Source organism: Pseudomonas sp. NMI760_13, assembly GCF_021283245.1.
In the GTDB taxonomy this organism is placed as follows: Bacteria; Pseudomonadota; Gammaproteobacteria; order Pseudomonadales; family Pseudomonadaceae; genus Aquipseudomonas; species Aquipseudomonas peradeniyensis.
The window spans coordinates 1-25860 of record NZ_JAJSRC010000009.1 but is presented as its reverse complement, the minus strand read 5'-3'; the positions used below and the strand labels follow the sequence as shown (position 1 = coordinate 25860).

General features: G+C 64.9%; 29 protein-coding genes. 24 read left to right on the top strand and 5 right to left on the bottom strand.

The window, feature by feature from the left end; all coding sequences use genetic code 11:
- The first annotated feature begins 117 nt into the window (after positions 1–117).
- Genes pilL2 through LU671_RS11835 form a run of 7 tightly spaced genes read left to right on the top strand, consistent with a single transcriptional unit; the run spans position 118 to position 6155 of the window.
- On the top strand, positions 118–696 hold the full coding sequence (gene pilL2 / locus LU671_RS11865) for a PFGI-1 class ICE element type IV pilus protein PilL2 (RefSeq protein WP_003158629.1): 579 nt from the start codon (positions 118–120) through the stop codon (positions 694–696).
- Positions 693–1334 (top strand): hypothetical protein, encoded by a 642-nt coding sequence (locus LU671_RS11860; protein WP_003158630.1) that lies wholly within the window; start codon positions 693–695, stop codon positions 1332–1334. Before pilL2 ends, LU671_RS11860 begins: the two co-directional genes overlap by 4 nt.
- 14 nt (positions 1335–1348) lie before the next feature.
- Positions 1349–2086, top strand: coding sequence for a TIGR03759 family integrating conjugative element protein (locus tag LU671_RS11855; protein ID WP_003158631.1), 738 nt, complete (start codon positions 1349–1351; stop codon positions 2084–2086).
- Positions 2068–2673 carry a transglycosylase SLT domain-containing protein gene (locus LU671_RS11850; RefSeq protein WP_003158632.1) on the top strand — a complete coding sequence of 202 codons (606 nt, stop codon included), beginning with the start codon at positions 2068–2070 and terminating at the stop codon, positions 2671–2673. Before LU671_RS11855 ends, LU671_RS11850 begins: the two co-directional genes overlap by 19 nt.
- A complete protein-coding gene (locus tag LU671_RS11845) occupies positions 2670–3218 on the top strand; it encodes an integrating conjugative element protein (RefSeq protein ID WP_003158633.1) in 549 nt (182 codons plus the stop codon). Before LU671_RS11850 ends, LU671_RS11845 begins: the two co-directional genes overlap by 4 nt.
- Before the next feature lie 4 nt (positions 3219–3222).
- Positions 3223–5409, top strand: a complete 2187-nt coding sequence (gene traD / locus LU671_RS11840) for a type IV conjugative transfer system coupling protein TraD (protein WP_003158634.1) — start codon at positions 3223–3225, stop codon at positions 5407–5409.
- Positions 5406–6155: a TIGR03747 family integrating conjugative element membrane protein gene (locus tag LU671_RS11835; RefSeq protein ID WP_003158635.1), complete on the top strand. Its 750-nt coding sequence runs from the start codon at positions 5406–5408 to the stop codon at positions 6153–6155. Before traD ends, LU671_RS11835 begins: the two co-directional genes overlap by 4 nt.
- On the opposite strand, the gene LU671_RS11830 is transcribed toward LU671_RS11835, so the two are convergent.
- Complete coding sequence (locus tag LU671_RS11830; protein WP_003158636.1) at positions 6156–7526, bottom strand: hypothetical protein; 1371 nt, start codon at positions 7524–7526, stop codon at positions 6156–6158.
- A gap of 161 nt (positions 7527–7687) precedes the next feature.
- Here LU671_RS11830 and LU671_RS11825 point away from each other — a divergent pair, with 161 nt between their 5' ends.
- The 16 genes from LU671_RS11825 (at position 7688) to LU671_RS11750 (ending at position 21694) form a co-directional block, all read left to right on the top strand.
- On the top strand, positions 7688–8068 hold the full coding sequence (locus tag LU671_RS11825) for an integrative conjugative element protein, RAQPRD family (RefSeq protein WP_003158637.1): 381 nt from the start codon (positions 7688–7690) through the stop codon (positions 8066–8068).
- Positions 8065–8298: a TIGR03758 family integrating conjugative element protein gene (locus LU671_RS11820; protein ID WP_003050225.1), complete on the top strand. Its 234-nt coding sequence runs from the start codon at positions 8065–8067 to the stop codon at positions 8296–8298. Before LU671_RS11825 ends, LU671_RS11820 begins: the two co-directional genes overlap by 4 nt.
- A gap of 16 nt (positions 8299–8314) precedes the next feature.
- Positions 8315–8674 carry a TIGR03745 family integrating conjugative element membrane protein gene (locus LU671_RS11815; protein ID WP_003158638.1) on the top strand — a complete coding sequence of 120 codons (360 nt, stop codon included), beginning with the start codon at positions 8315–8317 and terminating at the stop codon, positions 8672–8674.
- A gap of 12 nt (positions 8675–8686) precedes the next feature.
- A complete protein-coding gene (locus tag LU671_RS11810; RefSeq protein WP_003158639.1) occupies positions 8687–9097 on the top strand; it encodes a TIGR03750 family conjugal transfer protein in 411 nt (136 codons plus the stop codon).
- Positions 9094–9783, top strand: coding sequence for a PFL_4703 family integrating conjugative element protein (locus tag LU671_RS11805; protein WP_003158640.1), 690 nt, complete (start codon positions 9094–9096; stop codon positions 9781–9783). Before LU671_RS11810 ends, LU671_RS11805 begins: the two co-directional genes overlap by 4 nt.
- The gene (locus LU671_RS11800) at positions 9780–10712 is read left to right on the top strand and encodes a TIGR03749 family integrating conjugative element protein (RefSeq protein ID WP_003158641.1); all 933 of its coding nucleotides are present in this window, start codon (positions 9780–9782) and stop codon (positions 10710–10712) included. Before LU671_RS11805 ends, LU671_RS11800 begins: the two co-directional genes overlap by 4 nt.
- The gene (locus LU671_RS11795; protein ID WP_003158643.1) at positions 10702–12120 is read left to right on the top strand and encodes a TIGR03752 family integrating conjugative element protein; all 1419 of its coding nucleotides are present in this window, start codon (positions 10702–10704) and stop codon (positions 12118–12120) included. Before LU671_RS11800 ends, LU671_RS11795 begins: the two co-directional genes overlap by 11 nt.
- Positions 12101–12541, top strand: coding sequence for a TIGR03751 family conjugal transfer lipoprotein (locus LU671_RS11790; protein ID WP_003158644.1), 441 nt, complete (start codon positions 12101–12103; stop codon positions 12539–12541). The genes LU671_RS11795 and LU671_RS11790 overlap by 20 nt, the downstream gene beginning before the upstream one ends.
- Positions 12541–15411 (top strand): conjugative transfer ATPase, encoded by a 2871-nt coding sequence (locus tag LU671_RS11785; protein WP_003158645.1) that lies wholly within the window; start codon positions 12541–12543, stop codon positions 15409–15411. The genes LU671_RS11790 and LU671_RS11785 overlap by 1 nt, the downstream gene beginning before the upstream one ends.
- A gap of 15 nt (positions 15412–15426) precedes the next feature.
- A complete protein-coding gene (locus LU671_RS11780) occupies positions 15427–16179 on the top strand; it encodes a DsbA family protein (RefSeq protein WP_031299380.1) in 753 nt (250 codons plus the stop codon).
- A gap of 186 nt (positions 16180–16365) precedes the next feature.
- Complete coding sequence (gene radC / locus LU671_RS11775) at positions 16366–16860, top strand: RadC family protein (RefSeq protein WP_003158647.1); 495 nt, start codon at positions 16366–16368, stop codon at positions 16858–16860.
- A gap of 143 nt (positions 16861–17003) precedes the next feature.
- Positions 17004–17450, top strand: a complete 447-nt coding sequence (locus LU671_RS11770; protein WP_003158648.1) for a TIGR03757 family integrating conjugative element protein — start codon at positions 17004–17006, stop codon at positions 17448–17450.
- Positions 17447–18394 (top strand): TIGR03756 family integrating conjugative element protein, encoded by a 948-nt coding sequence (locus LU671_RS11765; RefSeq protein ID WP_003158649.1) that lies wholly within the window; start codon positions 17447–17449, stop codon positions 18392–18394. The genes LU671_RS11770 and LU671_RS11765 overlap by 4 nt, the downstream gene beginning before the upstream one ends.
- A gap of 10 nt (positions 18395–18404) precedes the next feature.
- The gene (locus LU671_RS11760) at positions 18405–19799 is read left to right on the top strand and encodes an integrating conjugative element protein (protein ID WP_003158650.1); all 1395 of its coding nucleotides are present in this window, start codon (positions 18405–18407) and stop codon (positions 19797–19799) included.
- Positions 19796–20155 (top strand): hypothetical protein, encoded by a 360-nt coding sequence (locus LU671_RS11755; protein ID WP_003158651.1) that lies wholly within the window; start codon positions 19796–19798, stop codon positions 20153–20155. Before LU671_RS11760 ends, LU671_RS11755 begins: the two co-directional genes overlap by 4 nt.
- Positions 20156–20170: 15 nt before the next feature.
- Entirely contained in the window at positions 20171–21694 is a 1524-nt protein-coding gene (locus LU671_RS11750; RefSeq protein WP_003158652.1) for a conjugal transfer protein TraG N-terminal domain-containing protein, read from the top strand.
- Between the two features lie 6 nt (positions 21695–21700).
- Here LU671_RS11750 and LU671_RS11745 read toward each other — a convergent pair whose 3' ends face one another.
- From LU671_RS11745 to LU671_RS11735, 3 genes are read right to left on the bottom strand one after another with little or no spacing between them, the layout of a single operon-like run.
- Positions 21701–22063, bottom strand: a complete 363-nt coding sequence (locus LU671_RS11745; protein WP_003158653.1) for a DUF3742 family protein — start codon at positions 22061–22063, stop codon at positions 21701–21703.
- A 27-nt stretch (positions 22064–22090) separates the two neighbouring features.
- Complete coding sequence (locus tag LU671_RS11740; RefSeq protein ID WP_003158654.1) at positions 22091–22549, bottom strand: type II toxin-antitoxin system YhaV family toxin; 459 nt, start codon at positions 22547–22549, stop codon at positions 22091–22093.
- On the bottom strand, positions 22549–22866 hold the full coding sequence (locus LU671_RS11735) for a type II toxin-antitoxin system PrlF family antitoxin (protein ID WP_003158655.1): 318 nt from the start codon (positions 22864–22866) through the stop codon (positions 22549–22551). The genes LU671_RS11740 and LU671_RS11735 overlap by 1 nt, the downstream gene beginning before the upstream one ends.
- 311 nt (positions 22867–23177) lie before the next feature.
- Here LU671_RS11735 and mobH point away from each other — a divergent pair, with 311 nt between their 5' ends.
- Positions 23178–25040 carry a MobH family relaxase gene (gene mobH / locus LU671_RS11730; RefSeq protein ID WP_003158656.1) on the top strand — a complete coding sequence of 621 codons (1863 nt, stop codon included), beginning with the start codon at positions 23178–23180 and terminating at the stop codon, positions 25038–25040.
- Positions 25041–25050: 10 nt separating this feature from the next.
- On the opposite strand, the gene LU671_RS11725 is transcribed toward mobH, so the two are convergent.
- Positions 25051–25860: DUF2130 domain-containing protein (locus LU671_RS11725; protein ID WP_218060861.1), on the bottom strand; the 810-nt coding region annotated here is incomplete at its 5' end.

Here is a 25860-nt window from a genome sequence, read left to right as displayed (position 1 = left end):
TGAAGGCCGAGCGCTTGCCCAAGGCAGCAAACCGGGCACCACCCAGTTCGCATTCCTGGCTGACCGCACGGCATCGCGCCGCCAATGTATCGGCATCGCAACAGAAGAGCCGATGCCATGCCCGCCATCCATGTATCCCGGCGTCTGGTCGGCGCTGGTCTCCTGGCCGCTGCCCTGGCCAGCGGCTGCGCCACCACGACCGCGCCACTGGCACCAGACGCCATAGAGGAAATCGCCTCCGTTCCCCAACCCGAGGCACCCGAGTTCATTCCCGTCGTGCGCTATGGCCGCTACACGCTGGTTGAGCTGGCACCCTCGGCAGCGCAGCGTGACTTGCTGTTGCAGACCATCGATGTGTCCATGCCGGAGGATGCCCGTGCCACGGTGGGCGATGGCCTGCGGCATGTGCTCAAACGCAGTGGTTACCAGCTTTGCGAGATGGCCCACGCCGTGACCGAGTTGTATGCGCTGCCGCTGCCGGCGGCGCACCTGCATCTTGGCCCCATGACCTTGCGCGATGCGCTGCTTACCCTGGCTGGCCCGGCCTGGGAACTGCACGCGAATGACCGGGCACGGCAGATTTGCTTTGAGCAGGCTGGAGGCAGTGCGACCGCCGAGCACGAACACGAACCGCCTGCTGCCGAGGCGGTGCAGACGTTTCCGCTGATGCCTTCGGTTTCGGGAGGCCAGCCATGAATGCCGCGCAGTCTCCCCGTCGCCCGATCACCGCCATGATGTTGCAGAGCCTGATGTGGCTCTGGCTGATCGGCCTCAGCGTTTTCGTCGCTCTCGGCTACCAGGCGGTGAACGAGCAGGTCGACCAGGAGCTGCTTAATTCCCGCCTGCAACGTCTCGAAGCGCAGGCGGTAGGTCTGGCCGAGGCCATTGAGGCCATCCAGCAGCGTCCAACCGTCGCAACGGCGGCAGACCTTAAAGACACCCGCGAACTCCTGGAAGCACGCGCTGCCCAGGTCGAGACAACGCTGAGCGGCTATGCCGCTGCTGACGACCTTCAGGCGCTGCGCACGGAGGTCGAGCAAATCAAGACGCGCCAGACCGTTGCGCGCACCGCAGCACCCGCTCAGCCGCGCACACCGCGCAGGCCTAACGCCAAGCCGGAACCGCTGCCACTGCCGTTCCGCATCGTCGGCGCCGAACTTCGCGCCGGCCAGCGCAGCCTGTCCGTCGCGCCGAGCAGCGGGGACTTCACGCCCGACCAGCTTGAGGTACTGCTGCCCGGCGATTCGCTCGGCCCATGGCGCTTTCAGGCGGTCGAGGGCAACTCCGCCGTGTTTCAGGCCGGCGACCAGACCCGTCGCGTGGCGATCCCTTGAGCTGAGGACATGACATGAAGCCTGCCATTATCCTTTCCGCGCTTCTGCTGGTGTCTGCCCAGTTGTCCGCTTGGGCGCAGCAACCGACCACGGCCCCCGCCGGCAATGCCCAGAGCCAGGAGCGTCCGCTGGTCACTCGCGCCTTGGACGACCGGGTGGCAAGCGACTGGGGCTTGCAACCGCAGGAGTGGGCGCGCTATCGCGAACTGATGGATGGGCCGCTGGGTATCTACTCACCCAACCTGGACCCGCTGTCCGCCCTGGGCATCGAGGCGCGCACCGACGAGGAACGGCTCCGCTACGCAGAGCTGCAGGTACAGATCGAGGCACGCCGTGTCGAGAAGCTGCTCGCCTACCAGCGTGCCTACGACGAGGCCTGGCAGCGCCTGAATCCCGGCATGCAGCGGGTGAACCTGCCTGACGACAAGCCCGACACCGGCACAAGCGCCAATCCCTTGCGCGGTTCAGGCCGCACGGCAGTGTTCATCAAGGACGGCTGCGCGGCCTGCGGGCAGCTCGTGCAGCGCCTGCAATCCTCTGGTACCGAGTTCGACCTGTACATGGTCGGCAGCCGCCAGGACGACACACGTATCCGCGACTGGGCCAAGCGGGCGAACGTCGATCCGGCGCGCGTGCGCAGCGGTGGCATCACGCTCAACCATGATGGCGGGCGGTGGCTGTCGCTGAGCTTGCCCGGAGACCTTCCTGCGGTCGTGCGCGAGGTGAACGGTCAATGGCAGCGCCAGCCATAGTGGCCACCTCCGTTTCGCAGTGCTTGCGCGCACTGGTGATCGCGGCGGGCCTGTGCGCCTGCGCCGCCCATGCCCAGGAGCTTCCGCCACCGGCTTACCAGCTTGCCGCACAGCGCGCAGGCATCCCCTCGACGGTGCTCTACGCCGTAGCCTTGCAAGAGAGCGGCATCCGACGCAATGGACGCATCGTCCCGTGGCCGTGGTCGCTCAACGTCGCTGGCCAGTCGCGTCGTTACGCAACACGCGCCGACGCCTGCGCCGGTTTGCAGCAGGCGATGCGCGCCACGCCGCACACGCGCATCGACGCGGGCCTTGGCCAGATCAACCTCGGCTACCACCAACAGCGCTACGCCAGCGCGTGCGACCTGCTCGACCCGTACCGCAATCTTTCCATCGCCGCTGAAATCCTGAAAGAGCAGCACACCACTGGCGAGGACTGGTTGCTGGCAATCGGTCGCTACCACCGTCCTGCGGGCGGAGAACCTGCCGCCCGTTACAGGCGGAGCGTGTCGCGCCACCTTGCCCGTGTGCAGGGCACGCACCCAACCACCGCGGCCCTCGCTGCGCGCCAGGAGACATCCCCATGACGAACCTCCCTCTGAGCAACTTCACGCTGAAGGGTCTGCTCGTGCTGCTGGCGGCTCTGCCGCTGGCCTCGCGTGCCGGCGAGCCGCTGATCGTGGTCGAAGACCGTGGCGGCGCGTCGGCGCTGCCGTACTACGAGGCTCTGAACCTTCAGCCGCGCGCCGATGCGCCGGCCCGACCGCCCATCCCAATGCTCCCGGTGCCCGCCACGCCCATGGACGAGGCCGCGATGTTGCCGGTGCGCAGTGCCAAGCTCACACCTGGCACCGTCGCGCGGCGGGTGATAGAGGCGCCGGGCCTGCGGCCCTTTGTGGTCATCGGCGACGACGAGGCGTCCCGCGCCTGGCTTCGTCGTCAGGCGGCCTCGCTGCGCCAGCGCGGCGCGGTGGGCCTGGTGGTTAACGTCGAGACCGTGCAGGGCCTGGCACGGCTGCGCGCCCTGGTGCCGGGCGTAGCCCTCGCGCCTGTGGCCGGTGACGACCTGGCCGAGCGCCTGGCTCTGCGACATTACCCGGTGCTGATCACAGCCACCGGCATCGAGCAATGAAGCCATGTCGGGGAAACAGCCGGTCGAGGTTTTGCTGCGCCCAGCGGTGGAGTTCTATACCGTCGCGGCGTGTGCAGGCGCCGCGTTTCTGTCCCTGGTGGCCCCGTGGTCGCTCGCGCTGAGTCCGGCCATGGGCGTCGGCAGTGCGCTGGCGTTCTGCGCCTACGGTGCCATCCGCTACCGCGATGCCCGCGTCATCCTGCGCTACCGGCGCAACATTCGCCGCTTGCCGCGCTACGTGATGACCAGCAAGGACGTACCGGTCAGCCAGCAGCGTCTGTTCGTGGGGCGCGGGTTTCTGTGGGAGCAGAAACACACCCATCGGCTCATGCAGACGTACCGACCGGAATTTCGCCGCTACGTCGAGTTGACGCCGGCCTACCGGCTGGCGCGCAGGCTGGAGGAACGGCTGGAGTTCGCGCCGTTCCCGCTGTCTCGGCTGCCCGCGCTCACGGGCTGGGATGTGTCTTTCAACCCGGTGCGCCCGCTGCCGCCTGTGGGCGGCCTGCCGCGCCTGCACGGCATCGAACCCGATGAGGTGGACGTCAGCCTGCCGCTGGGTGAGCGCGTCGGGCATTCGCTGGTGCTGGGCACCACGCGCGTGGGCAAGACGCGGTTGGCCGAGTTGTTTGTGACCCAGGACATTCGGCGCAAGAACGCCGACGGCGAGCACGAGGTCGTCATCGTCATAGACCCCAAGGGCGATGCCGATCTTTTGAAGCGGGTGTACGTCGAGGCCAAACGCGCGGGTCGTGAGGGTGAGTTCTATGTCTTCCATTTGGGCTGGCCCGACATTTCCGCGCGCTACAACGCTGTGGGCCGCTTTGGGCGCATCAGCGAGGTGGCCACCCGTGTTGCAGGGCAGCTCTCCGGGGAAGGCAACAGCGCGGCATTTCGCGAGTTTGCGTGGCGCTTCGTCAATATCATCGCCCGCGCCCTGGTGGAACTGGGCCAGCGCCCGGACTACATGCTGATCCAGCGCCACGTCATCAACATCGACGCGCTGTTCATCGAGTACGCCCAGCACTACTTCGCCAAGACCGAGCCCAAGGCCTGGGAGGTGATCGTCCAGATCGAGGCCAAGCTCAACGAGAAGAACATCCCGCGCAACATGATTGGGCGCGAGAAGCGCGTGGTGGCGCTGGAGCAGTACCTCTCCCAGGCCCGTAACTATGACCCGGTGCTCGACGGCCTGCGCTCGGCGGTTCGCTACGACAAGACGTATTTCGACAAGATCGTCGCATCGCTGCTGCCGCTGCTGGAGAAACTCACCAGCGGGAAGATTTCCCAGCTTCTGGCGCCGAACTATTCCGACCTGGCCGACCCCCGCCCGATCTTCGATTGGATGCAGGTCATCCGAAAGCGCGCCGTCGTCTATGTGGGCCTGGACGCGCTATCCGATGCCGAGGTCGCCGCAGCGGTCGGCAACTCGATGTTCAGCGATCTCGTTTCGGTGGCAGGCCATATCTACAAGCACGGGATCGATGACGGCCTGCCGGGCGCATCGGCTGGCACGCGCGTGCCGATCAACGTCCACGCGGATGAATTCAATGAACTCATGGGTGACGAGTTCGTGCCGCTGATCAACAAAGGCGGCGGCGCCGGTCTGCAAGTCACCGCGTACACCCAGACCCTTTCGGACATCGAGGCTCGCATCGGCAACCGCGCGAAGGCCGGTCAGGTGATCGGCAACTTCAACAACCTGTTCATGCTGCGCGTGCGCGAGACGGCCACCGCTGAACTGCTGACCCGGCAATTGCCGAAGGTCGAGGTCTATACGACCACCATCGTCTCCGGCGCGACCGACAGCTCCGACATCCGCGGGGCGACGGATTTCACCAGCAACACGCAGGACCGCATCAGCATGTCCAGCGTGCCGATGATCGAGCCGTCGCACGTCGTCGCCTTACCCAAGGGTCAGTGTTTCGCGTTGTTGCAGGGCGGCCAGCTTTGGAAGGTTCGCATGCCGCTGCCGGCACCGGACCCCGATGAGGTCATGCCGCAGGATCTGCAACAACTCGCGGGCTACATGCGCCAGAGCTACAGTGAGGCCACGCAGTGGTGGGAGTTCACCAGTTCCCCGGTCTTGCAGGACACGGCCTTGCCCGATGACCTGCTCGATGAGGTGGCCACCGCCGACGCTCCTGCCTCCGGCACGGGCGATATGGCCAGAGACGAGGCCGCACCATGAGCGATGCCGCCGGCACCACACGAAGGGAGCAAGGCCGCCGCCAGGGTCTGGTCATCGGCACGATCACGCTGCCTTTTCGGCTGCTTGGGGTACTGATCGGCTCGCTGCTGTTCTCCATCGTCATGGAGTGCGTGGGCATGCACTTGTTCTGGAAGGATCAAAGCTGGCGGCACTCCCAGCAGATGCTGCAGTACGAGCTGGGGCACCTGTCTAGCCATTTCACGCGCAGCGTGATCGTGCAGGAGCCGGGGCGCACAGCGCACGAGTTGGTAGATACCGGCTACGAATGGGTGTTCGTGCGTTCGGGGCTGCTGGAGCGCATGAGCCAGACCGCCGAGCGCGCCCGTGCGTCGAGCCAGGGCCAGACGCGCAACTTCCGCTATTTCATCAGCCAAGTCTATGTTTGGACCGAGAGCTACCTGATTGCGGCAGCGTTCACGACGCTGACCTTTCTCGTGCGTCTGTTGGTCCTGGTGCTCACCCTGCCACTGATCTTCACGGCGGCATTCGTAGGTCTGATCGATGGCCTGGTGCGCCGTGACGTGCGGCGCTTCGGCGCGGGCCGGGAATCCGGCTTCATCTACCACCGCGCAAAGGCGAGCCTGATGCCGCTGGCCGTGCTGCCTTGGGTGACGTACCTGGCGCTGCCGGTATCGGTGCATCCGCTGCTGATCCTGCTGCCGAGCACCGCCTTGCTTGGACTGGGTATATCCCTGACTGCGGGGAGCTTCAAAAAGTACCTCTAGCTATATTGTGCTGAACGCCCCGTCATCATCTGGACCACCATAACGCTGTAGTCGCACTGCGCACTCAATCAATACGATCCGTGCGAGGTAGGCTGCATACTGCCGCTCTGCCGCGAATGATTCCAGTCTGTCGTAGTGCGTGCCATGCAGTATCTGCGATCGACCATGGTCATAGATGTCCTTGACCAATTGCTTCAGCGTGCGAGGACGGTTGCCTCGTATTACCTGCGTGTCGTCACTCGTTCCGGTCAGATGCACGACCATTTTACAGATACCGCCGTTCCTGCCGCCGCAGCTCAGTACATCCAGGCAGGTTCCGAGCTTCGCCAACGCTATAGCATCGCTTAACTCACGGTTTCCTTCGCCGAACCAATCCAGCGCAGTAGCCCATCGATTGGCAAGCTTGGGATGCGGGTGACTCGATGGATCAAGCAGCCCATCAAGGATCGCCGCGAATGCCGGAAGAATAGATGTCATGTCATCCAACGCTTGCCTTACTCGTTCAGGAGGTTGCGAAGGAATCCGCTTCCCGAGCGAGCTTCCAGGCAACCACAGAAACCCTTTGGTTTCGACCAGGCGATCGCTACCCGCAGGCGGTAGGCGCTCGTCTTGAAGCGCCTGTTGCAGGAAGCACTCGGGGGCTCCAAAGCCCAGAGAGATAGCGTCAAGCGCTGTCTTGCCAACCAATCTCGCCAGCTTGCGTGAGAATTCACGCTCATAGCCACGGACTGTTACCTTGACCAAGGCTGGACATCCGACTATCGCACTGTAGACGGCGTTGGCCAGCCCTTCGATGGAGGAGCCATCATTGGCCTTCTGCAAGGCATCCTTGAGAATTTCCTTCCAGCGGTGGTTCGCCTCTGGTTGGTTCAGATAGTGATCCTTTCCCTGCTGAGGGAAATCTACAGAATCTATCCAGTCCGACCTATTCAAGAATGTCACCGGGCCGAGGGAGAACGGAGACTTCCTCTCCATGCCCAGGGTCCAGGCAGGGAAATAGTGCGTGTGTTCGTTGGTGATGCTTGCGAGTCGTTCCTCGATAAGCAATTTCAGTTTGGGAAGCAGCCCGCCCTGATCGCATTCATCAAACCCCGAAAGCTCACCCGAGGCGTGCATATCGGCAACGGCTTGGCGGGCAATTTTCTGAAAGGCCTCGGGTTCGATCTTCACTGAGTTCAGAGTCCGATTCTGATGGAGGGTGCTGGAGAACTGCCCAAGCGCCTCTCTTGCCTTCTTGGTGAAGTACCGCTGCATACCGTTCTCAGCGGTGATGAAATCAGGAATGCCGGCCTCTTCGGACCATGGAGTGGCCCCCTTGTGCACGCGATCTAACTCATCCACCAGAGCTTTCAGCTCGGTCTTTAGCCCCATAAATTCCTCCTCGATCTACTTCTGACCGCAGGATAGCCCAGGCTGACACCAACAGCCTCGGCATCCATCAATCCGGTCATCCGCGGGTTCCTATTGTTTGCGGCCTAAAGCAGCCCTGATCTCCACGATCGAGCCATTGCTGATCACACAGGAATGGCGCGATGGTGGCTTCAACCTGGCTGCGTGCCGCGCATCGCGGCGTGCCCACTTTTCTCGTGACGGCCCTCCTGCTGGGCCAGTCCCCGATGGCGTTGGCCGAGCCCCCCGCGCAGCGTCAGGAATTGGTCGCGGCGCTGCGCCAGCTCGACGCGCTGGAGCGCACCGTCGCCGACAGCGCCGCGCATGCTCCCGTCCAGCCGGGCGAGCGCTACCACTTCGATTACCCGCGGCTGCTGGCTGACCTAGCGCGCGTGCGCGCCGGCATCCAGGCGCACCTCTCTCCTTCGCGTGCTCAGCCGCGCGACCCCGCCGAGCTGGCCGGCGACTACCGCACCGAGCGGGCCGTCGAGCCATCGCCGACGACCGCGGAGGCCAAGCCATGAACGGCGCCCAAGTCTCGGCATTTCAAGCCAACAGCGGCATCGCGCCTTCCGCGATGGCGACCGTCCTGGTCGGCGTCGTGTTCGCGGTCCTGCTCGTCTGGGGCGTCTGGGCCATCCGAACGGCTTACGTAGGGTGGTCCGAGAGCCGCCTCAACCAGCGCCAGTTCCTCGGCGTCTGCATCCGCTTCGTCGCGATGTACCTCGTCCTGAGTTTCTTCCTCCTCTCCTGACCTGAAAGGCCTGACCATGCAAAACCGCATCCTCACTTCCCGTTTTGTCCAGCGCACCACCGTGGCTCTGGGCGCCGCCGCGCTGCCGGCGCTGTCGTTCGCGCAAGGCCTGCCGCAGTTGGAGAACCCGACCCGGGGCGCCGGCAGCGGCATCATGGAGACGATCAGGAACTACGGCTACGACATCATCATGCTCGTGGCCCTGCTGGTTGTGGCGTCGATGTTCATTGGCGTGTGCTACCACGCCTACGGCACCTACGCGGAAATCCACACTGGTCGCAAAACCTGGGGCCAATTCGGCCTCACGGTCGCCATCGGCGCGGTGCTGCTCGTGATCGGCATTTGGCTGCTCACCGAAGCCACCGGCATCCTGTAAGGCGAGGCCGGTATGTCCGAGCAGCAGCACGTCCGTGCTGACGGGACGGTCACGTTCCTTCCGCACCGGCTCAACCGCCATCCCGTTGTCGTGCGCGGCCTCACCGCCGACGAGCTGTGGATCTGCTGCGGCCTGTCCGGTGCCGCCGGCCTGCTGGTCGGTGCGCCGCTGTCCTGGGTGTTCCGCACGATCGCGCTCGCGCCCACGTTCGTCGTGCTGGGCGTGGCCTTCGGCGTGTTCATCGGGGGCGGCATCCTGCGTCGCCTCAAGCGTGGGCGTCCCGACACCTGGCTGTATCGGCAACTCCAGTGGCGCATCGCCACGCGCTATCCGCTGGTGGCGGGCTGGGTGGGCGGCCATGTGCTGATCTCACGCTCCGGCTTCTGGACCACCCGAAGGTCTGCTGCAAGGGGGGCACGATGAGCCGCTTCAAGAACGAGATCACCCATCTGCAGGCGCACATCAAGACGCTTCGCCTGGGTGCTGGCGCGCTGGTCATCGTCGCCCTGGTGATGGGCGGCGGCTGGTGGAGCGCTCCGCGCGACCTGACCATCCACGTCCCGCCTGATCTGCGCTCCGGCAGTACCCGCAAGTGGTGGGAAGTGCCGCCCGAATCGGTCTATGCGTTCACGTTCTACGTGTTTCAGACCCTCCACCGTTGGCCCACGAATGGCGAAGAGGACTACGCACGCAACCTTCACACACTCTCGCCGTATCTCACGCCGTCCTGCCAGGCTTTCCTGCGAGCCGACTACGACTACCGCCGCAGCACGGGTGAGTTGCGCCAGCGCGTGCGCGGCATCTACGAAATCCCGGGCCGTGGCTACGGCGACGACCCTACGACGCGCGTGCGCGTGGTCTCCGACCGCGACTGGGTGGTGACACTGGACATCAGCGCCGACGAGTACTACGGCGCGGAACAGGTCAAGCGCGCCCTGGTGCGCTACCCCATCAAGGTCACGCGCGTGGACATCGATCCCGCCCGCAACCCGTTCGGCCTGGTACTCGACTGCTACGAAGGGGCGCCGCAGCGCATCGGCGCCCCGGAGCCGACGCGCCCGGCGCCCGGTGGTTTGGCTCCGCAAGCGCCCCAAGGAGAAACCCCATGAAGCATCCTGTACTCGCACTGCTGGGGCTGCTGGTCGTAGTCGCAGCACCTGTCGCCCATGCGGTGGAGATCCTGCGCTGGGAACGTCTGCCGCTGGCCGTGCCGTTGCGTGTCGGCCAGGAGCGCATCGTGTTCATCGACAGGAACGTCCGCGTGGGCGTGCCTGCCGGCGTGGGCGAACGTCTGCGCGTGCAGAGCGCGGGCGGTGCGGTGTACCTGCGCGCCAGTGCGCCGATCGAACCAACACGGCTGCAACTGCAGGACGCCGACACGGGCGCATTGATCCTGCTGGACATCGCCGCCGAGCCGGCCAAGGACGGCGAAGCCGAGCTGGAGCCGGTGCGCATCGTCGAGGGCAACAGCACCCCGGCGCGCTATGGCGATCAGCCGGAGGGTGCCGACGCGCCCCCGGCGCACACCCAGAATCAGGCAGGCGCGCGGACGGCGCGGCGCGAAACCCCGGTCTCGGTCGCGCTGACGCGCTTCGCCGCGCAGAACCTCTATGCGCCGCTGCGTACGGTCGAGGCGCTGCCGGGTGTCATGCGGGTCAATCTGCGCCGCGACATGGACCTGACCACGCTGATGCCGACGCTGCCGGTGCGCGCGGTCGCGCTCGCGTCGTGGCGGCTGGAAGACCAGTGGGTCACCGCCGTGCGTCTCACCAACGGCAGCAGCGGCTGGATCACCCTCGACCCGCGTGTGCTGCAAGGCGATTTCCTCACGGCCAGCTTCCAGCACGAGGCGCTGGGTCCACGCGGAACGCCCGAGGACACCACCGTTCTGTACCTGGTGACGCGCGGGCGTGGCCTCGCGCAGTCGCTGCTGCCCGCTATCCACCGCTTCGACCCGGCTGCGCATCTGCCGCAGCCGCAAATCGAGACACGGGACAACGAGGCCGCGGATGGCAAGGAGACTCGCCATGCGCAGTAACGGACTCCTGAAGTGGCTGATGATCCCCGTGGCCCTGTTGGTGCTGTTCGTCGCCATCCGGCTGTTCTCCGGTGGGAGCACGTCGACACAGCCCGCAGCCGATGCCGGCGCCCAGCTCACGCCCGAGGAGATGAAGGCGCTGGGCATCGAGGGCGATACCCCCCGCGATACCGTGGCGACCCTGGTGGCGCAGGTGAAGCAATTGCGCACCGAGCTTCAGACCACGCTCTTGGACAACAAGTCTCAGCGCGAAGAGAACCAGCGCCTGCGCCAGCGCGAGAACGCCATCGACCAGCGCATCAATTCGGCGCTGGAGACCGAGCGCTCCAACCTGCGCCGCGACCAGCAGCAGGCAGCCAGCGAGCGCCAGCAGACCGAGGGACTGCTCGCCGACCTGCAGCGGCGCCTGGAAGGCATCGGCGGGCGCGGCGGCGGCCACGCCGATCTACCCGTGGGCCTGGGGCTGCGTAACGGCGACGAGGCAGGCATGGAAGGCGGCGTGCGCTGGGTCGAGCCGGACGACGCGAAGCCCACTGATGGGCGTAACGGCAGTCGTGGCACGGGTGGCGGCATGAGCTTTCCGACGAGCTTCGGCCCCGCGCAGAGCACGCTGGAAACCACGGCACAAACCGTGGCGAACGCGGGCGCCCGCGCCGCAGGCGTCAAGAGCGCCAAGCCGGTCTATACGGTGCCGACCAACTCGACGCTGATGGGATCGGTGGCAATGACGGCGCTGATCGGCCGCGTGCCGATCGACGGTACGGTCAACGATCCGTATCCGTTCAAAGTCCTGGTCGGTCCCGACAACCTCACGGCAAACGGAATTGACATTCCCGACGTGGCGGGCGCCGTGTTTTCCGGCACGGCCTCGGGTGACTGGACGCTCTCTTGCGTGCGCGGCCAGGTGCGCAGCATCACCTTTGTGTTCCATGACGGGACCATTCGGACGATTCCCGAAGACCGCGAGGGCAACCAGCAGAACAACCAGCAGCGCGACGGCCTGGGCTGGATCAGCGACCCCTATGGCATTCCCTGCGTCAGCGGAGAGCGGCGCAGCAACGCCCAGCAGTACCTCGGCTCACAGGCGCTGATCACCGCGGCGGGTGCCGGCGTCGCCTCGCTCATCGACAGCGACAGCGGTCAGATGTCCTACGTGGGCGCCGATGGCTCCATCGGAAGCGTCGGCATCTCGGGCAACGAAGCCGTGGGCCGCATCCTGGCCGGCGGCGTTCGGGACATGGCCGATTGGGTGAACAAGTTGTACGGCCAGGCCTTCGCCGCCGTCTATGTCCAACCCGGCGCAAAGGTCGCCGTCCACCTCGAAAAGCCGCTCGCCATCGATTTCGATCCCGAAGGTCGCAAGGTCGATCACCGTGCAGGAGAAAGCCATGCTCTCGAACTTGAATAAGGGCCTGGCGCTGGCCCTTGCCGTCGCGGTGCTCGGCGGCTGCGCCACCAGCAAGGAAAAGCTGCTGCCCCACGGCGACAGCACGATGATGGACATCTGGCAGCAGAACGCCGGTGACGGCGGCGGTGGCGCCGGCCAGGTGGCACGCAGGCAATTGCTCGACGCGCGCCAGAGCCTGCGCCGGCCGCTGACCGAGATGGATGTACAGGCCGCGCCCGCCGAGCAGATGCGCTACACGCGCACAGCGCGCAACGAGGTCTATCGCCAGTTCCAGCGCCTGCCGAATCCCGACCTGGTGATGTACGTGTACCCGCACCTGGCAGGCACGGACCCGGTGCCCGTGCCGGGCTATACGACGGTTTTTCCCTTGTACCAGCGCGTGCAGTACGCCATGCCCGGCGAGCGCGTGGAGGACTACTGATGCGCTGGAAACTCCCCTGGCCGAAGCTGACTGCATCCGACGCAGACGATGACGAGCAGCCGGACGGCTGGCAGCGCCACGTCGAGGCCCTGCGTCAGGCCGGCATCCCCGAACCCGGCACGGCGGTCCATGGCCACAGGCCGGCGACCGTGGCCGACGAGCAGGCGCTGTACGACGTTGCGCCGTCGTTCGCGGAATTCCTGCCCTGGGTGGAGTTCCTGCCCCAGTCGAAGTCGATGCTGCTGGAAGACGGGCAATCGGTCGCGGCGTTCTACGAGCTGGTGCCGCTGGGCACCGAGGGCCGGGAACCCGGCTGGCTCGCGCATGCCCGCGACGCCTTGGAGAACGCGCTCCAGGACTCGTTCGATGAACTGGACGAGAACCCCTGGGTACTCCAGCTCTACGCCCAGGACGAACCCAGCTTCGACCAGTACATGCAGACCCTGCGCGACTACGTGCAGCCGCGCGCCCGCAATACGGCTTTCACCGAGTTCTACCTTCGCTTCTTCGGACACCACCTGCGCGCGGTAGCGAAGCCCGGCGGGCTGTTCGAGGACACGGTGGTCACACGGCTGCGCTGGCGCGGCCAGACGCGGCGCGTGCGCATGGTCGTCTATCGCCGGGCCACCGGGCAGGCGAACCGCCGCGGCCAGACGCCCGAGCAGATGCTGAACATCGTCTGCGATCGCTTGTGTGGCGGGCTGGCGAACGCCGGCATCCAGGCCCGGCGCATGGCCGCGGCCGACGTCCATGACTGGCTGCTGCGGTGGTTCAACCCGCGTCCCACGCTGCTCGGCCCTGGGATCGAGGACCGCGAACGCTTCTATGCGCTGGCACGCTACCCCGACGAGACAGAAGACGGCGAGATCGAGCTGGCGAGCGGGCGGGATTTCAGCCAGCGGCTTTTCTTCAGCCAGCCACGCTCGGACGCGGATCACGGCACCTGGCACTTCGACGGCATGCCGCATCGTGTGCTGGTCACTGACCGGCTGCGCATGCCGCCCGGCACGGGGCATTTGACTGGCGAAACCCGCAAAGGCGATGCGATCAATACGCTGTTCGATCAGATGCCCGAGGACACGACGATGTGTCTGACCATGGTGGCGACACCCCAGGACATCCTCGAATCGCACCTGAACCACCTGGCGAAGAAGGCAGTCGGCGAAACACTGGCATCGGAGCAGACGCTCAAGGATGTGCAGGAGGCCCGCTCGCTGATCGGCAGCGCGCACAAGCTGTACCGGGGAACACTGGCGTTCTATTTGCGCGGCCGGGATGAAGCCGAACTGGACCGGCGCGGCCTTGATCTGGCGAACGTGATGCTTAACGCCGGTTTGCAGCCCGTGCGCGAGGACGATGAAGTCGCGCCTTTGAACAGTTATCTGCGCTGGCTGCCGTGCTGCTACAACCCGAGCCAGGATCGACGGAACTGGTTCACCCAACTGATGTTCGCCCAGCACGTGGCGAACCTCTCACCGGCCTGGGGCCGCAGCCAGGGCACGGGCCATCCGGGCAATACGTTCTTCAATCGAGGCGGCGGGCCGATCACCTTTGACCCGCTCAACCGCCTGGATCGGCAGATGAACGCGCACCTGTTCCTGTTCGGCCCCACCGGCTCCGGCAAAAGCGCAACGCTCAACAACCTCTTGAACCAGGTCACGGCCATCTACCGGCCGCGCCTCTTCATCGTGGAAGCCGGCAACAGCTTCGGCTTGTTCAGCGATTTCGCCAAGCGCCTGGGCCTGACTGTGAACCGGGTCAAGCTGGCCCCCGGCTCGGGCATCAGCCTGGCGCCGTTCGCCGACGCGCGTCGGCTGATCGAAACGCCGAGCGACGTGCAGACGCTGGATGCCGATGTGCTGGACGAGGACATGCCACCCGATGCATCGGCCATGGAAGCGGACGAGCAGCGCGACGTACTCGGCGAGTTGGAAATCACCGCACGGCTGATGATCACCGGCGGCGAGGATAAAGAAGAGGCCCGGATGACGCGGGCCGATCGCTCGCTCATCCGCCAGTGCATCCTCGACGCCGCCGAGCATTGCGTGGCCGAGAAGCGCACGGTGCTCACGCGCGACGTGCGCAACGCGCTGCGCGAGCGCGGCCAGGACCCAACGCTGCCAGAGATGCGGCGCGTGCGGCTGCTGGAGATGGCAGATGCCATGGACATGTTCTGTCAAGGCACGGACGGCGAAATGTTCGACCGCGACGGTTCGCCGTGGCCCGAAGCCGACATCACCCTGGTCGATCTGGCGACCTATGCCCGCGAGGGCTACAACGCGCAGCTCTCCATTGCCTACATCAGCCTGATCAGCACGGTGAACAACATTGCCGAGCGCGATCAGTACCTGGGCCGCCCGATCATCAACGTCACCGACGAAGGACACATCATCACCAAGAACCCGCTGCTCGCCCCCTACGTGGTGAAGATCACCAAGATGTGGCGCAAGCTGGGGGCCTGGTTCTGGCTCGCCACACAAAACATCGACGACTTGCCGCGCGCTGCAGAGCCCATGCTCAACATGATCGAGTGGTGGATCTGCCTGTCGATGCCGCCCGATGAGGTGGAGAAGATCGCGCGGTTCCGCGAACTCTCGCCTGCGCAGAAGGCGCTGATGCTTTCCGCGCGCAAGGAAGCAGGGAAGTTCACCGAGGGCGTCATCCTCTCCAAGAGCCTTGAAGTGCTGTTTCGGGCCGTGCCACCGAGCCTCTATCTCGCGCTCGCGCAGACCGAACCCGAGGAAAAAGCCGAGCGTTACCAGCTCATGCAGCAACACGGCATCAGTGAACTCGACGCGGCCTTCAAGGTGGCCGAGAAGATCGACCAGGCGCGTGGCATCGAGTCGCCAGCCTTGGGCCTGCCGCAATAGCAGCCGGAGAATGCCGTGAAACCGAAACGTCCTTCCATTCCTATGCCGGTACAGGCGCTCCGCCATCGGCGCTGGCCCTGGTTCGTGGCGATTGGACTGATCACACTGCTGTTGATCTGGCTCGTGTCCCGCGCACCCAGTGAACCCGCGTTGCAGGCTCCCGCGCAGGTCAGCACCGCGCAGGTGGCCGGGCCTCCCTGGCAGATGGGCAACGCGCAGGGCCGTTTCACGCTGACGCTCTATGCCGACCTCGAATGTCCGTTCTGCCGAGCGTACTTCCCGCAGCTCAAGCGCTGGGTGGGTGCCAACGCGGACGTAGCTCTGCAATGGCACCACCAGCCGCTGGCCGCGCACGAACCGGCCGCCTCCGCCGAGGCACGCCTGGCCGAGTGCGCCGCCGAAAGTGGCGGGCATGCTGCGTTCTGGCAGGCCATTGAATGGATCTATGCGCACACACGTAGCGACGGCTTGGGCTTGCCCGAGGGTCTGCGCTATCCCGGCCTCAACCCAGCCGTCGAGCAGTGTTTGGCCAGCGAGCGACCGGATAGGGTGATTCGCGCTCAGGCCGAGGAAGCCACCAAGGGCGGCGTGACCGCGACGCCTTCGATTCGTCTGCAGGATCGCCAAACCGATCAGGCAGTCGTGTTGCAGGGGCCGATCGAAGGCGATGCACTGCTGTCGGCCATGGACATGCTGGTGGCTGAGGATGCCGCCGCTCCACCGACCACCGAAATGCCTGCCGACGTTGTCGGCGACATGCCCAGGTAGCCTGCGGTCTTTGAGGCTACGGCGCAGCACGCTGCGCTGACCGTCACCCGTTCGCCTCGCATCCTGGGCGCGAACGATCACCGCAGCAGCGGTGATGGATGCACCTTGTTCCGTTGTTCCATTCCCTGGAGGGCCTGCCCTCCAGGGGCATGTGCGCTCTCCGATTTCCCTGCCTGGAGGTTCGCCATGTCTGTCGTCATCAATGACTCCTGCCTGGAGTCGCTTTCCGATATTTCTATTCAGAACGAGGACTGGATCGTTCAGCAAGCCATCGTGTTGCTGGAGCGGCGGGTTTTCAAAGCAGGGCCACGTCTTGAGCGGCCCGCAGCGGTCAGGGACTACCTTCGTTTGAAGCTGGTCGCCGAGCCCAACGAAATATTCGTCGTCGTGTTCATGAACAGCATGCACGCCGTGCTGGCCGTGGAGCCGATGTTCCATGGAACGATCAATGCGACCTCGGTTTATCCACGTGTCGTGCTGCAGCGAGCGTTGCAACTGAACGCCGCTGCGGTCATCTTCGCGCATCAGCACCCCTCGGGCACCACCGAGCCATCCAATGCGGATCGGTTGCTGACCGAGCAGTTGAAGACGGCCTTGGCGCTTATCGACGTGCGGGTACTCGACCATTTCGTGATTGGTCAAGGCGCACCGTACTCGTTCGCCGAGTCTGGTCTTTTGTAATCACAGCGGAGGCTTCGGCCTCCGCTTTTTCCATGCGACAGCACCGAAAAGGTATGCGGGGTGCCCGCGATGCGCATTGTTTGTTGGGGCGGCAGCGGGTTCGCGTTCGACTATGGCTCTGATCAACTTCCAGGGCACGCGACATGCCAGCATCTTTATTCCGCTTCGCATCCGGCTGGCGAACCCTTGGCCTGGCCGTTGCACTGCCGGCATCCTTGGCCGTTTTCAGCCCAGCCACCTTCGCCGCCGATGTGGTGGTCGTCACCGACAGCCGCCACCCGGTCAAGACTATGGGTGGAGAGCGGCTGATCGAGCTGGATGAAGGCCAGCGCATCGAAGCCGAGCTTTCCGCACAGCTGCCCGCCGATCCCGAGCAGGCCACGGCCATCGTCAAGCGCCGCCTGAACAACGGCGGTGCCGGCCTCCAGCGCCGCATCGCTTCCGCATACCAGGGCGTCGCCGACGCCTGGAGCCTGGGCGTCACCAGCATTCCGGCAGTCGTGGTGGATCAGCGTTACGTGGTCTATGGCGAGCCGGACGTGGCCCGTGCCGTCGCGCGCGTTGCGCAACACCGGAGGCCGCAGCCATGACCCGCCCCTTCGAGCGGATGCGCCTCCTGCGTGCTGGCGTGGCCTCAGTGCTGCTGCTCAGCGCCACGGGCAGCTACGCCCTCAACACCGCAACCATCGTTGGCTCAGTGGCATCGCCAGACTGCCTCGAATACCGCGTCGTCGGCATCTGCTACTGGCTCTACTGCACCTGGACGGGCTGCACGGTGCGCACGTCCATCAAAGTTCGCCACTACATCCCGGATGCGGTCGTCTCCAGCTACAGCAACACCGGCGAGAACCCCTGGGTCGAAGTTCGTCCGATGAGCACGCCCAACCCTTCGGCCCAGGCCGGCGGAGACGGCACCACCAACGAAGACCACGAGAACAATCTCGCCAAGTTCAAGAACGCGGACGTCATCGGCCACCCCGGCGTCGAGGTGTTCAACCAGTTCGTCTCATCGTCGGGCTACTTCTGCGAGGGTGCGGGTACGGCGTTCATGCCATACCTGCTCAGCACCCTGGACACGCTGGCCTGGCGCTACAACGTGCCCGAGATGGCCTACCCGGAGGCGCTGATTCCGGGCAGGCGCGAGGTCGGCGCGCGCACCACGCTGAACCTGTGGGGCAACGTGTATCCGCGCGGCGGCTTCCTGCACCAGGCCGACGACCACAAGGCTGGCGCCGTGGTGGCCCAGCGCGCCGGCGATGTCGTCACGCGCCGCGGGCAGATCCACGTCTACCAGCCGCTGCTCGCGAACTCGCGGCCCGGCTACTGGCCTGCCGGCGCGCTGATGGAAGGCGATGCCTCGACCGGCAAGTGGCAGGAACTCACGCCCGTCCTGTCCTCGTCCTGCACGGTCTTCCCGCGCAGCGGCTTCCTGACCCAGGCCCAGCAAGGCGACTACGCCTGGGCGCTGTGGCGGCCTTATTCGTGCTGCGAACGCCGGGGCCAGGTGTTCCTCGGCAGCGTCGATTTCCAATGAGGGTACGGCGATGAAGCGTCCTGAACTGATGAACCTCTCCACCAAGGCATGCCGCCTGCTGCGCCCCACAGTGCTGGCCGGCGCGCTCGCCCTGGGCTGCGGCCTCGCGTGGGCGCAGGCTGGCTTCCAGACCAGCGGCCCCGTCATCGGCGATGAAGTCATGTACTCGATCGGCGGCGGCAGCGCGGTATCCATGGGCCGCGCCGCCGGCATGCGCTCGATCGGGGTCGGCGTGGGCTGGAACAGCAATCTCATCTGCGGCGACATGAGCATCCAGACCACGCTGCGCAACCAGCTCAACGGCATCACGAACGGCTTCCAGCAGATCATGAGCAACGTGATCCAGAGCGCCACGAGCGCCGTGGCATCCCTGCCTGCGCTGATCATCCAGCGCGCCGATCCCGGTCTGTACAACCTGCTGACCAACGGCGTGCTGCAGGCGCGGCTGGATTTCGACCGCTCGAAGCTGACGTGCCGCGCCATGGCCGAGAGGATGGCCGACACGGCGGGCGGCCAGTTGGGCTGGAGTCAGATGGCCGAAGGCATGGCGTTGCGCGATGCGGTGTCGAGCACGGATGCCGTGTCGGCGATCGAGCAGGCCGAAACGCGCCGTGGCAACGATGGCGTGCCCTGGGTCGGCGGCAGCAATGCCGGTGGCGCGGGCCAGCCCGCCGTCCGGGTGGTCGGCGACGTGACCCGCGCGGGTTACAACCTCGTCAACGGCCGCGGCGTGACTGACACGTCCTCCATCGCGCCCACCAGTTGCGCAAGCCTGTCCTGCCAGACCTGGACGTCGCCGCAGCAGGCCACCGAATGGGCGACACGGGTGCTTGGGGAACAGGTGCAGCGCACCTGCGATGCCTGCACCAAGACCGAGACGGTGCCCGGCGTCGGACTGACGCCGCTGATCCAGGAGGAGTACGAGGAGAAACTGGAAGCCCTGCAGGAACTGGTCTCGGGGACGCGCAACACGACGTTCGAGCACTTGCGTGCGGCCGGCAGCACCTCGCTGCCCATTACGCGGGGCGTGATCGAGGCGCTGCGTGACGAGCCGGACAAGGAGCTGCTGGCGCGGCGCCTGGCATCGGAGGTCGCGCTGTCGTCGGTGTTGGAGAAAGCGTTGCTGCTCCAGCGCACGCTGCTGACCGGCAAGAAGGAACCCAACGTGGCGGCGAACCAGCTGGCGGTCGCGGCGGTGAACCACGAAAGCGACACGCTCGACCAGGAGATCCGCAACCTTAAGACCGAACTGGAACTGCGCCGCGAGCTGGCCAACAACTCGCCGATGGCCATCATCCAGCGCCACGGCACGCGCGCGGCCGGCTCGCGCGGCATCTACGAAGGCGACCCGGTGCCCGACCGCCTCGACCAGTTGCAGAAGGGCAACCCAGGGAGCCGGCCATGAGCACGACCTCGTGGCGCCCGCGCTGGCTGTTCAGCCGGCGCGTGGGGCAGGCACTGCTGTGGGCGGTGATGCTCGTCGCCGCGGCCGTGGGCGCCAACATCGTCGGTATCTACCTCGTCGGCAGCGTTGCTGGATGGGAGCAGTGGCTGGTGGCTGCCGCGGGCTACTTCCTGGTGTGGCGGTTGTGCCTGTATGGGGCGACGGCCTATGGCTGGGTCTGGATGCGCCGCCGGCTGCTGGCACGCGAGGAACAAAACGGGACAGATGGGCAGGCACGGCGCCGCCTGGTGCGCAGCGAGATCGCCGGCGTCTTCGCCATCGTGGTGCTGGAAGCCAGCCTGCTGATGCAGGGCTGAAGGGAGATTCGGGCCATGACGCTTTTCACGACCGACTACCTGGAGTACTACCTGACCCTCGTGTCCTGGATCGTCCATAACGGCATCTGGGCGGTGCTGGTCTCCAGCGGTGTCTTCGCGCTGCCGTTCGTTGCGATCATCGTGCAGGAATGGTTGAAGGCCCGCTCGGAGGGAGCCGACGAAGGCAACAAGGGTGTGCTCTCGGCTGCGCGCATCGAGAACCGGGTGTTCGTCGCCATCGTGGTGGTGATGTTTGCGGGCATCCCGTTCATCGACGTGGATCTCAACACCATCCAGTACGACAGCTCGCGCTCGGCCCAGTGCCAGGTCAGCGTGCCGCAGCCCACGGATACCGGCTGGTCGCAGTCCTTCAGCACCATCAACAACCAGAGTGCCAAGGTGCCGGTCTGGTGGGGTTTCATGCACGCGCTCTCGCGCGCCGTCACGGGGGCCTCGGTGGCCGCAATCCCGTGCGGCACCGATCTGCGGCAGATGCGCATGGAGATCGACGCCACGCGCATCGACGATCCGGTGCTGGCTCAGGAGGTGGCGGATTTCTCGCGCGACTGCTACGGGCCGGCGCGCGCCAAGCTGTTCATGCAGCGCCCGAACCTCGATGAGACGCAGATGCACGACGTGACCTGGATCGGTTCGCACTTCTTCACGGACACGAGCGGCTACTACGACACCTACCGCTCCAGCACGCCGCGCGACGACTGGCCCTACGACAGCACCCGCGATGCGGGGCTTGCGCAAGTGGCCAGCGGTGGCGGCTACCCGAACTGCAGGCAGTGGTGGGCCGACGGCAGCAACGGCCTGCGTGCGCGGCTGCTGGGGCAGGTGGACCCGAGCCTGTTGAATCGCCTGGCGGGCTGGGCCGGATTCCTGAGCCGTGCCGAGGTGGACGATTCCGTGATCCGCGCGATTGCCTCGCCACGGCAGCAGAAGCTCAACCAGGGTTCGGTCTATACCGACTACGGCGGCCAGATCGACAAGACCTTGCCGAACATCGTGACGCGCGCGGCTGGCGACGTCGGGATGGCCGTGGGGGCGGTCGCCGCGTTCCCGGCGATGGACGTGGTGCGCCAGGCGCTGCCCATGGTGCTCGCGCTGCTCAAGATGGCGCTCGTGATCTGCATCCCGCTGGTGCTGGTCGTGGGCACCTATGACCTGAAGACGGTCGTCACCGTGAGCGTCGTGCAGTTCGCGCTGTTCTTCGTGGATTTCTGGTTCCAGCTCGCACGCTGGGTCGATTCAACGATCTTGGATGCGCTCTATGGCTGGGGGTTCGGCTGGAACCGGCCGCACACCAACTTCGACCCGTTGGTGGGGCTGAACAATGCCTTCGGCGACATGCTTCTGATGTTCGTCATGGGCACGATGTTCATCGTGCTGCCCACGTTCTGGATCATGGCCTTGGCTTGGGCGGGTGTTCGCGCCGGGAATGTCCTGCAAGGCCTCGCCGGGGCAACGGGGGACGCCAAGGCTGCCGGAGGCAAGGGCGGAGGCATTGCGATCAATGCCATCTCAAAAAAGTGAGCAGCGCTACTCGTCGTCCTCGATGTGCGGATCGATTCGGAAACCATCGTAGGTGTACAGACCGAATCCAGCAGGCCCGTTGCGCCATTCCGGCTCGGTCGGGTCGTCGTCCAGGCCCGCATTGCGCGCCACCCATGCAGCCACCACCGCGGCCACCAGCAGCAGCGCCAGCCAAGACGCGGTGTACAGCAGCACACCAAGTGCGACCAGCTTGACCACCCACAATCCCATAGCGGCACCAACGACCGGCACCCCCTTGGAGGCGAGCCAGTTCGACAACCGTCGCTCGCCACGCACATAAGTGCGCCATCCACGACCGACGGTGCGGCCGAGGCGCTCCGAGGTGCTGATTCGGGTCGTCGTGTTCATGGTCGTCTCCTGCTACGTGAGGAATGCCTACTCCAGTTTGCTCCAATCCTGCCTGCTTACCTGTACCAATGCGTTCCAGTCGTCTGGCGGATTTCCCCGCCCGAGCATCTTCTCGAACACTGCGTATGGATCTGACTTGCTGCCCGATGACCGCAAGGTCTGCTCGTCGTTGACCCAGGCATATACGATGACCTTCGCCTTCGAGTCGTACCGGAAGAACAGCCGGTACCGTCTTCCAAGTTTGGCCCGCCGCCAATGGCGATAAGCCGGCCCCATGGTGTTGCCCTGACGATATTCGTCGCGGGCTGGATCGCCCGGCACCACATCTTGCATCAACTGGACCAAGGCCCGGAAGAACTTGACGTTGGCGTTGGACCCGAAGCGCTCCGGGTCGCTCTCTTGCGCACGCAGCACAGCTGCGCGCAGTTTCATCATCTGCTCGATCAAGTTGTCGTGGAACAGCAGCGTCCAGCCATGCTGTTGCATCAAATTTCCACGTCCTCATCGAAATCGTCGGCCAGGCTCACCTTGTGGCCCGCATGCTCTAGCATCGTGCGAGCCAGATCCTTCGGCAACCCGCGAATGTTCCGGCCAGCCTCAATATCGCGGGCCAGAAGGGTCAGGAACGCGGCAATGGCGGGGTCTTCGTGCTCGGCATCAGCACGGGTCACGACGACTTCACTGCCACGCAGCTCGAACGCGAGCTTGCTGCCGGTATCGGCGCCAAGCGCCTGCCGGATTGACTTGGGTAGCGTGATCTGGCCTTTGGAGGTCAGCGTGGCAACTTCATGAATGGCAGGCATGGCGGTTCTCCTGGAGGCAATGCCTGCATTGTAAGGAAACTTCCTTACATCGTCAATGCGGTGGGGCCTCATGGCGTCCTCCCGAGTCCAAGAATCGGCCCATCGTAGGCTGGGAACAGCCCGCCTTCCCGCATCAATCCGGCCCCGCTGCAACCCGCATTGGTGGTGGACGATCAACGCCTGGCGCCCTATACCCAAAGGCTGTTAAGGGCCAAAAGGCCGAAAGGGGAAGGGAATGGAGTGCAAGGGGAAAGGCCCTACCTCGAAAAAGCAAAAAGGCCTCCCGGTCGGCCCGCCATCAGGACACCCTCATGCTCTCCCTGTTCCAGCGAAAACGGGCCTCGGTCGCTGCCGCTCCGTCGCCAACGCCAGCCACTGATCTTCCGAAAGGGCTGCTGCGGCCCGAGTCGGCCGCATCCCTACTGGCGATACCGCGCCGGCAAAAGCTGCTGGAACACATCTGGCAGCGCACATCGCTGTCGCGCAAGCAGTTCGCCATCCTCTATCGCGCTCCGCTGGAGTGCTACGCCGAGTTGGTCCAGCAGTTCCCTGCATCGGAGGCCCATCACCATGCGTACCCCGGCGGCATGCTCGACCATGGCCTGGAGATCGTCGCCTACAGCCTGAAGCTACGGCAGTCCCATCTGCTACCTATCGGCGCCAACCCCGAAGACCAAGCGGCGCAGTCCGAGGCCTGGACCGCCGCCGTCGCCTACGCTGCGCTGCTGCATGACATCGGCAAGATCGCCGTCGATCTGCATGTCGAACTGGCCGACGGCAGCACTTGGCACCCTTGGCACGGCCCGTTGCAGCAGCCGTACCGCTTCCGCTACCGCGATGATCGCGAGTACCGCCTGCACAGCGCCGCGACGGGATTGCTCCACCACCAACTGCTCGATCGCCAAATCCTGGACTGGCTCAGCGGCTACCCCGCGCTCTGGGGACCGCTGCTTTATGTTCTTGCCGGCCAATACGAACACGCTGGGGTGCTTGGCGAACTCGTCGTGCAGGCCGATCGCGCTTCGGTCGCCCTGGAACTGGGCGGCGATCCTGCCCGCGCCATGGTCGCGCCCAAGCACGCACTGCAACGCAAGCTGCTGGACGGGTTGCGTTACCTGCTCAAGGAGGAGCTGAAGCTGAACCAACCCGAGGCCTCCGATGGCTGGCTCACCGAAGACGGCTTGTGGCTGGTGAGCAAGACGGTCTCGGACAAGCTGCGCGCACACCTGCTGTCCCAGGGCATCGACGGCATCCCTGCGAACAACACCGCCGTGTTCAACGTGCTGCAGGATCACGGCATGTTGAAGCCCACGCCGGACGGGAAGGCAGTCTGGCGCGCGACCGTGATCAGCACGACGGGCTGGTCCCATTCATTCACCTTGTTGCGACTGGCGCCGGCGCTGATCTGGGAATCCGGCGAGCGGCCAGCACCTTTTGCCGGTACGGTGGCGATCGACGCGACGCTCGCAGAAAACGACGCCAGTGCGCCAGCTACCCCGCCTGCGGTCGTGATGAAGCCCGCCCAGGAAGACCAGGGGCCCCGACCTTGGGAAGGCGGCAGCGCCGCTGCCTTGGCTCCGCCGCCCACGGCCCACCAGGCCTTGCCCGACGCGCTGGAGGACATGCTCACGATGGTTGGCATGGGTGATTCGAGCGGCACCCAGCAAGATGCGGAAGTCGTTTCGAGCATGACGCCTGCCACGCGCCCCGAGGCGTCCATGCCAGCGATGGTCACGGTTTCACCGACGTCTATGCCCACGGCTGCGACATCGCCCTCAACGGCGCGGCCCTCCGGCGAGCACTTCATGACATGGCTGCAACAGGGCATCGCATCACGCCGGCTTATCATCAACGATGCGAAGGCGCTCGTGCATACGGTGAGCGATACCGCTTACCTGGTCAGCCCAGGCGTCTTCCAGCGCTATGCGCAGGAGCACCCACAGGTAGGCGCATTCGCCAAGCAGGAGAACCAGCAAGATTGGCGGTGGGTGCAAAAACGCTTCGAGCGGCTGCAACTGCATCGCAAACAAGCTAGCGGACTGAATATTTGGACTTGCGAAGTCACCGGGCCGCGAAAATCGCGCAAGCTACACGGCTACCTGCTTCTTCAGCCGCAATCGGTATTCGGTGACGTGCCACCAAACAATCCCTACTTGGCCGTGCTTCCGACGTGAATGACCAGACTCATTCAGCATCAGAAGATCCGCCGTCCTTGAGTTCGGCGAACTTCGCAGCCATTGTTGGGTTACCCCGAGTCAACTTCTTGATCGTCACGTCCTGCGCCTTGTCGTTCGCAAGTCGAAGATTCCTGTCGGTGCCAAGCAGGGCCTCCTTCGTCTTCTGTAGGTGGTCGATCGACTTGTCAATTTCATCGATTGCTGTCTGAAATCGCCTGGAGGCGAGGTCGTAGTTTTTCGCGAATGCGGTCTTGAACGTATCCAGCTGGGTCTCGAAGTTCGTGATATCGATGTTTTGCGCCTTCACGAGCGCCAGTTCCAATTTGTACTTGAGCGAATTCATCGCCGCATTTCGCAGCAGCGTGATGATGGGAATGAAAAATTGCGGCCGAACAATGTACATCTTCGGGTGGCGGTGGGACATATCAATGATCCCAGTGTTATATAACTCACTGTCCGGTTCGAGTAGAGAAACTAGCACCGCATACTCACAGCCCTTCTCGGTGCGATCCTTGTCGAGCTCCTTCAGGAAGTCTTCGTTCTTCTTCTTGGTGGCAGTTTCGTCATTCTCGTTCTTCATCTCGAACATGATCGAGACGATCTCGGTGCCAGCTTCATCGGAGTCGCGAAAGATGTAGTCTCCCTTGCTGCCGCTGCGCGCATCGTTGTCCTTCTCGAAATACGCCCTCGGAAATGCGGTGGCGCGAATTCGATTGAACTCGGTCTCGCAATGTTGCTCAAGGGGTCGCCTCAGAAAACGGAAAATAAAGCACGCTAAGCCGGTTGCAGCGGTCGTAGCGGCCTGAACTTGCCCGCG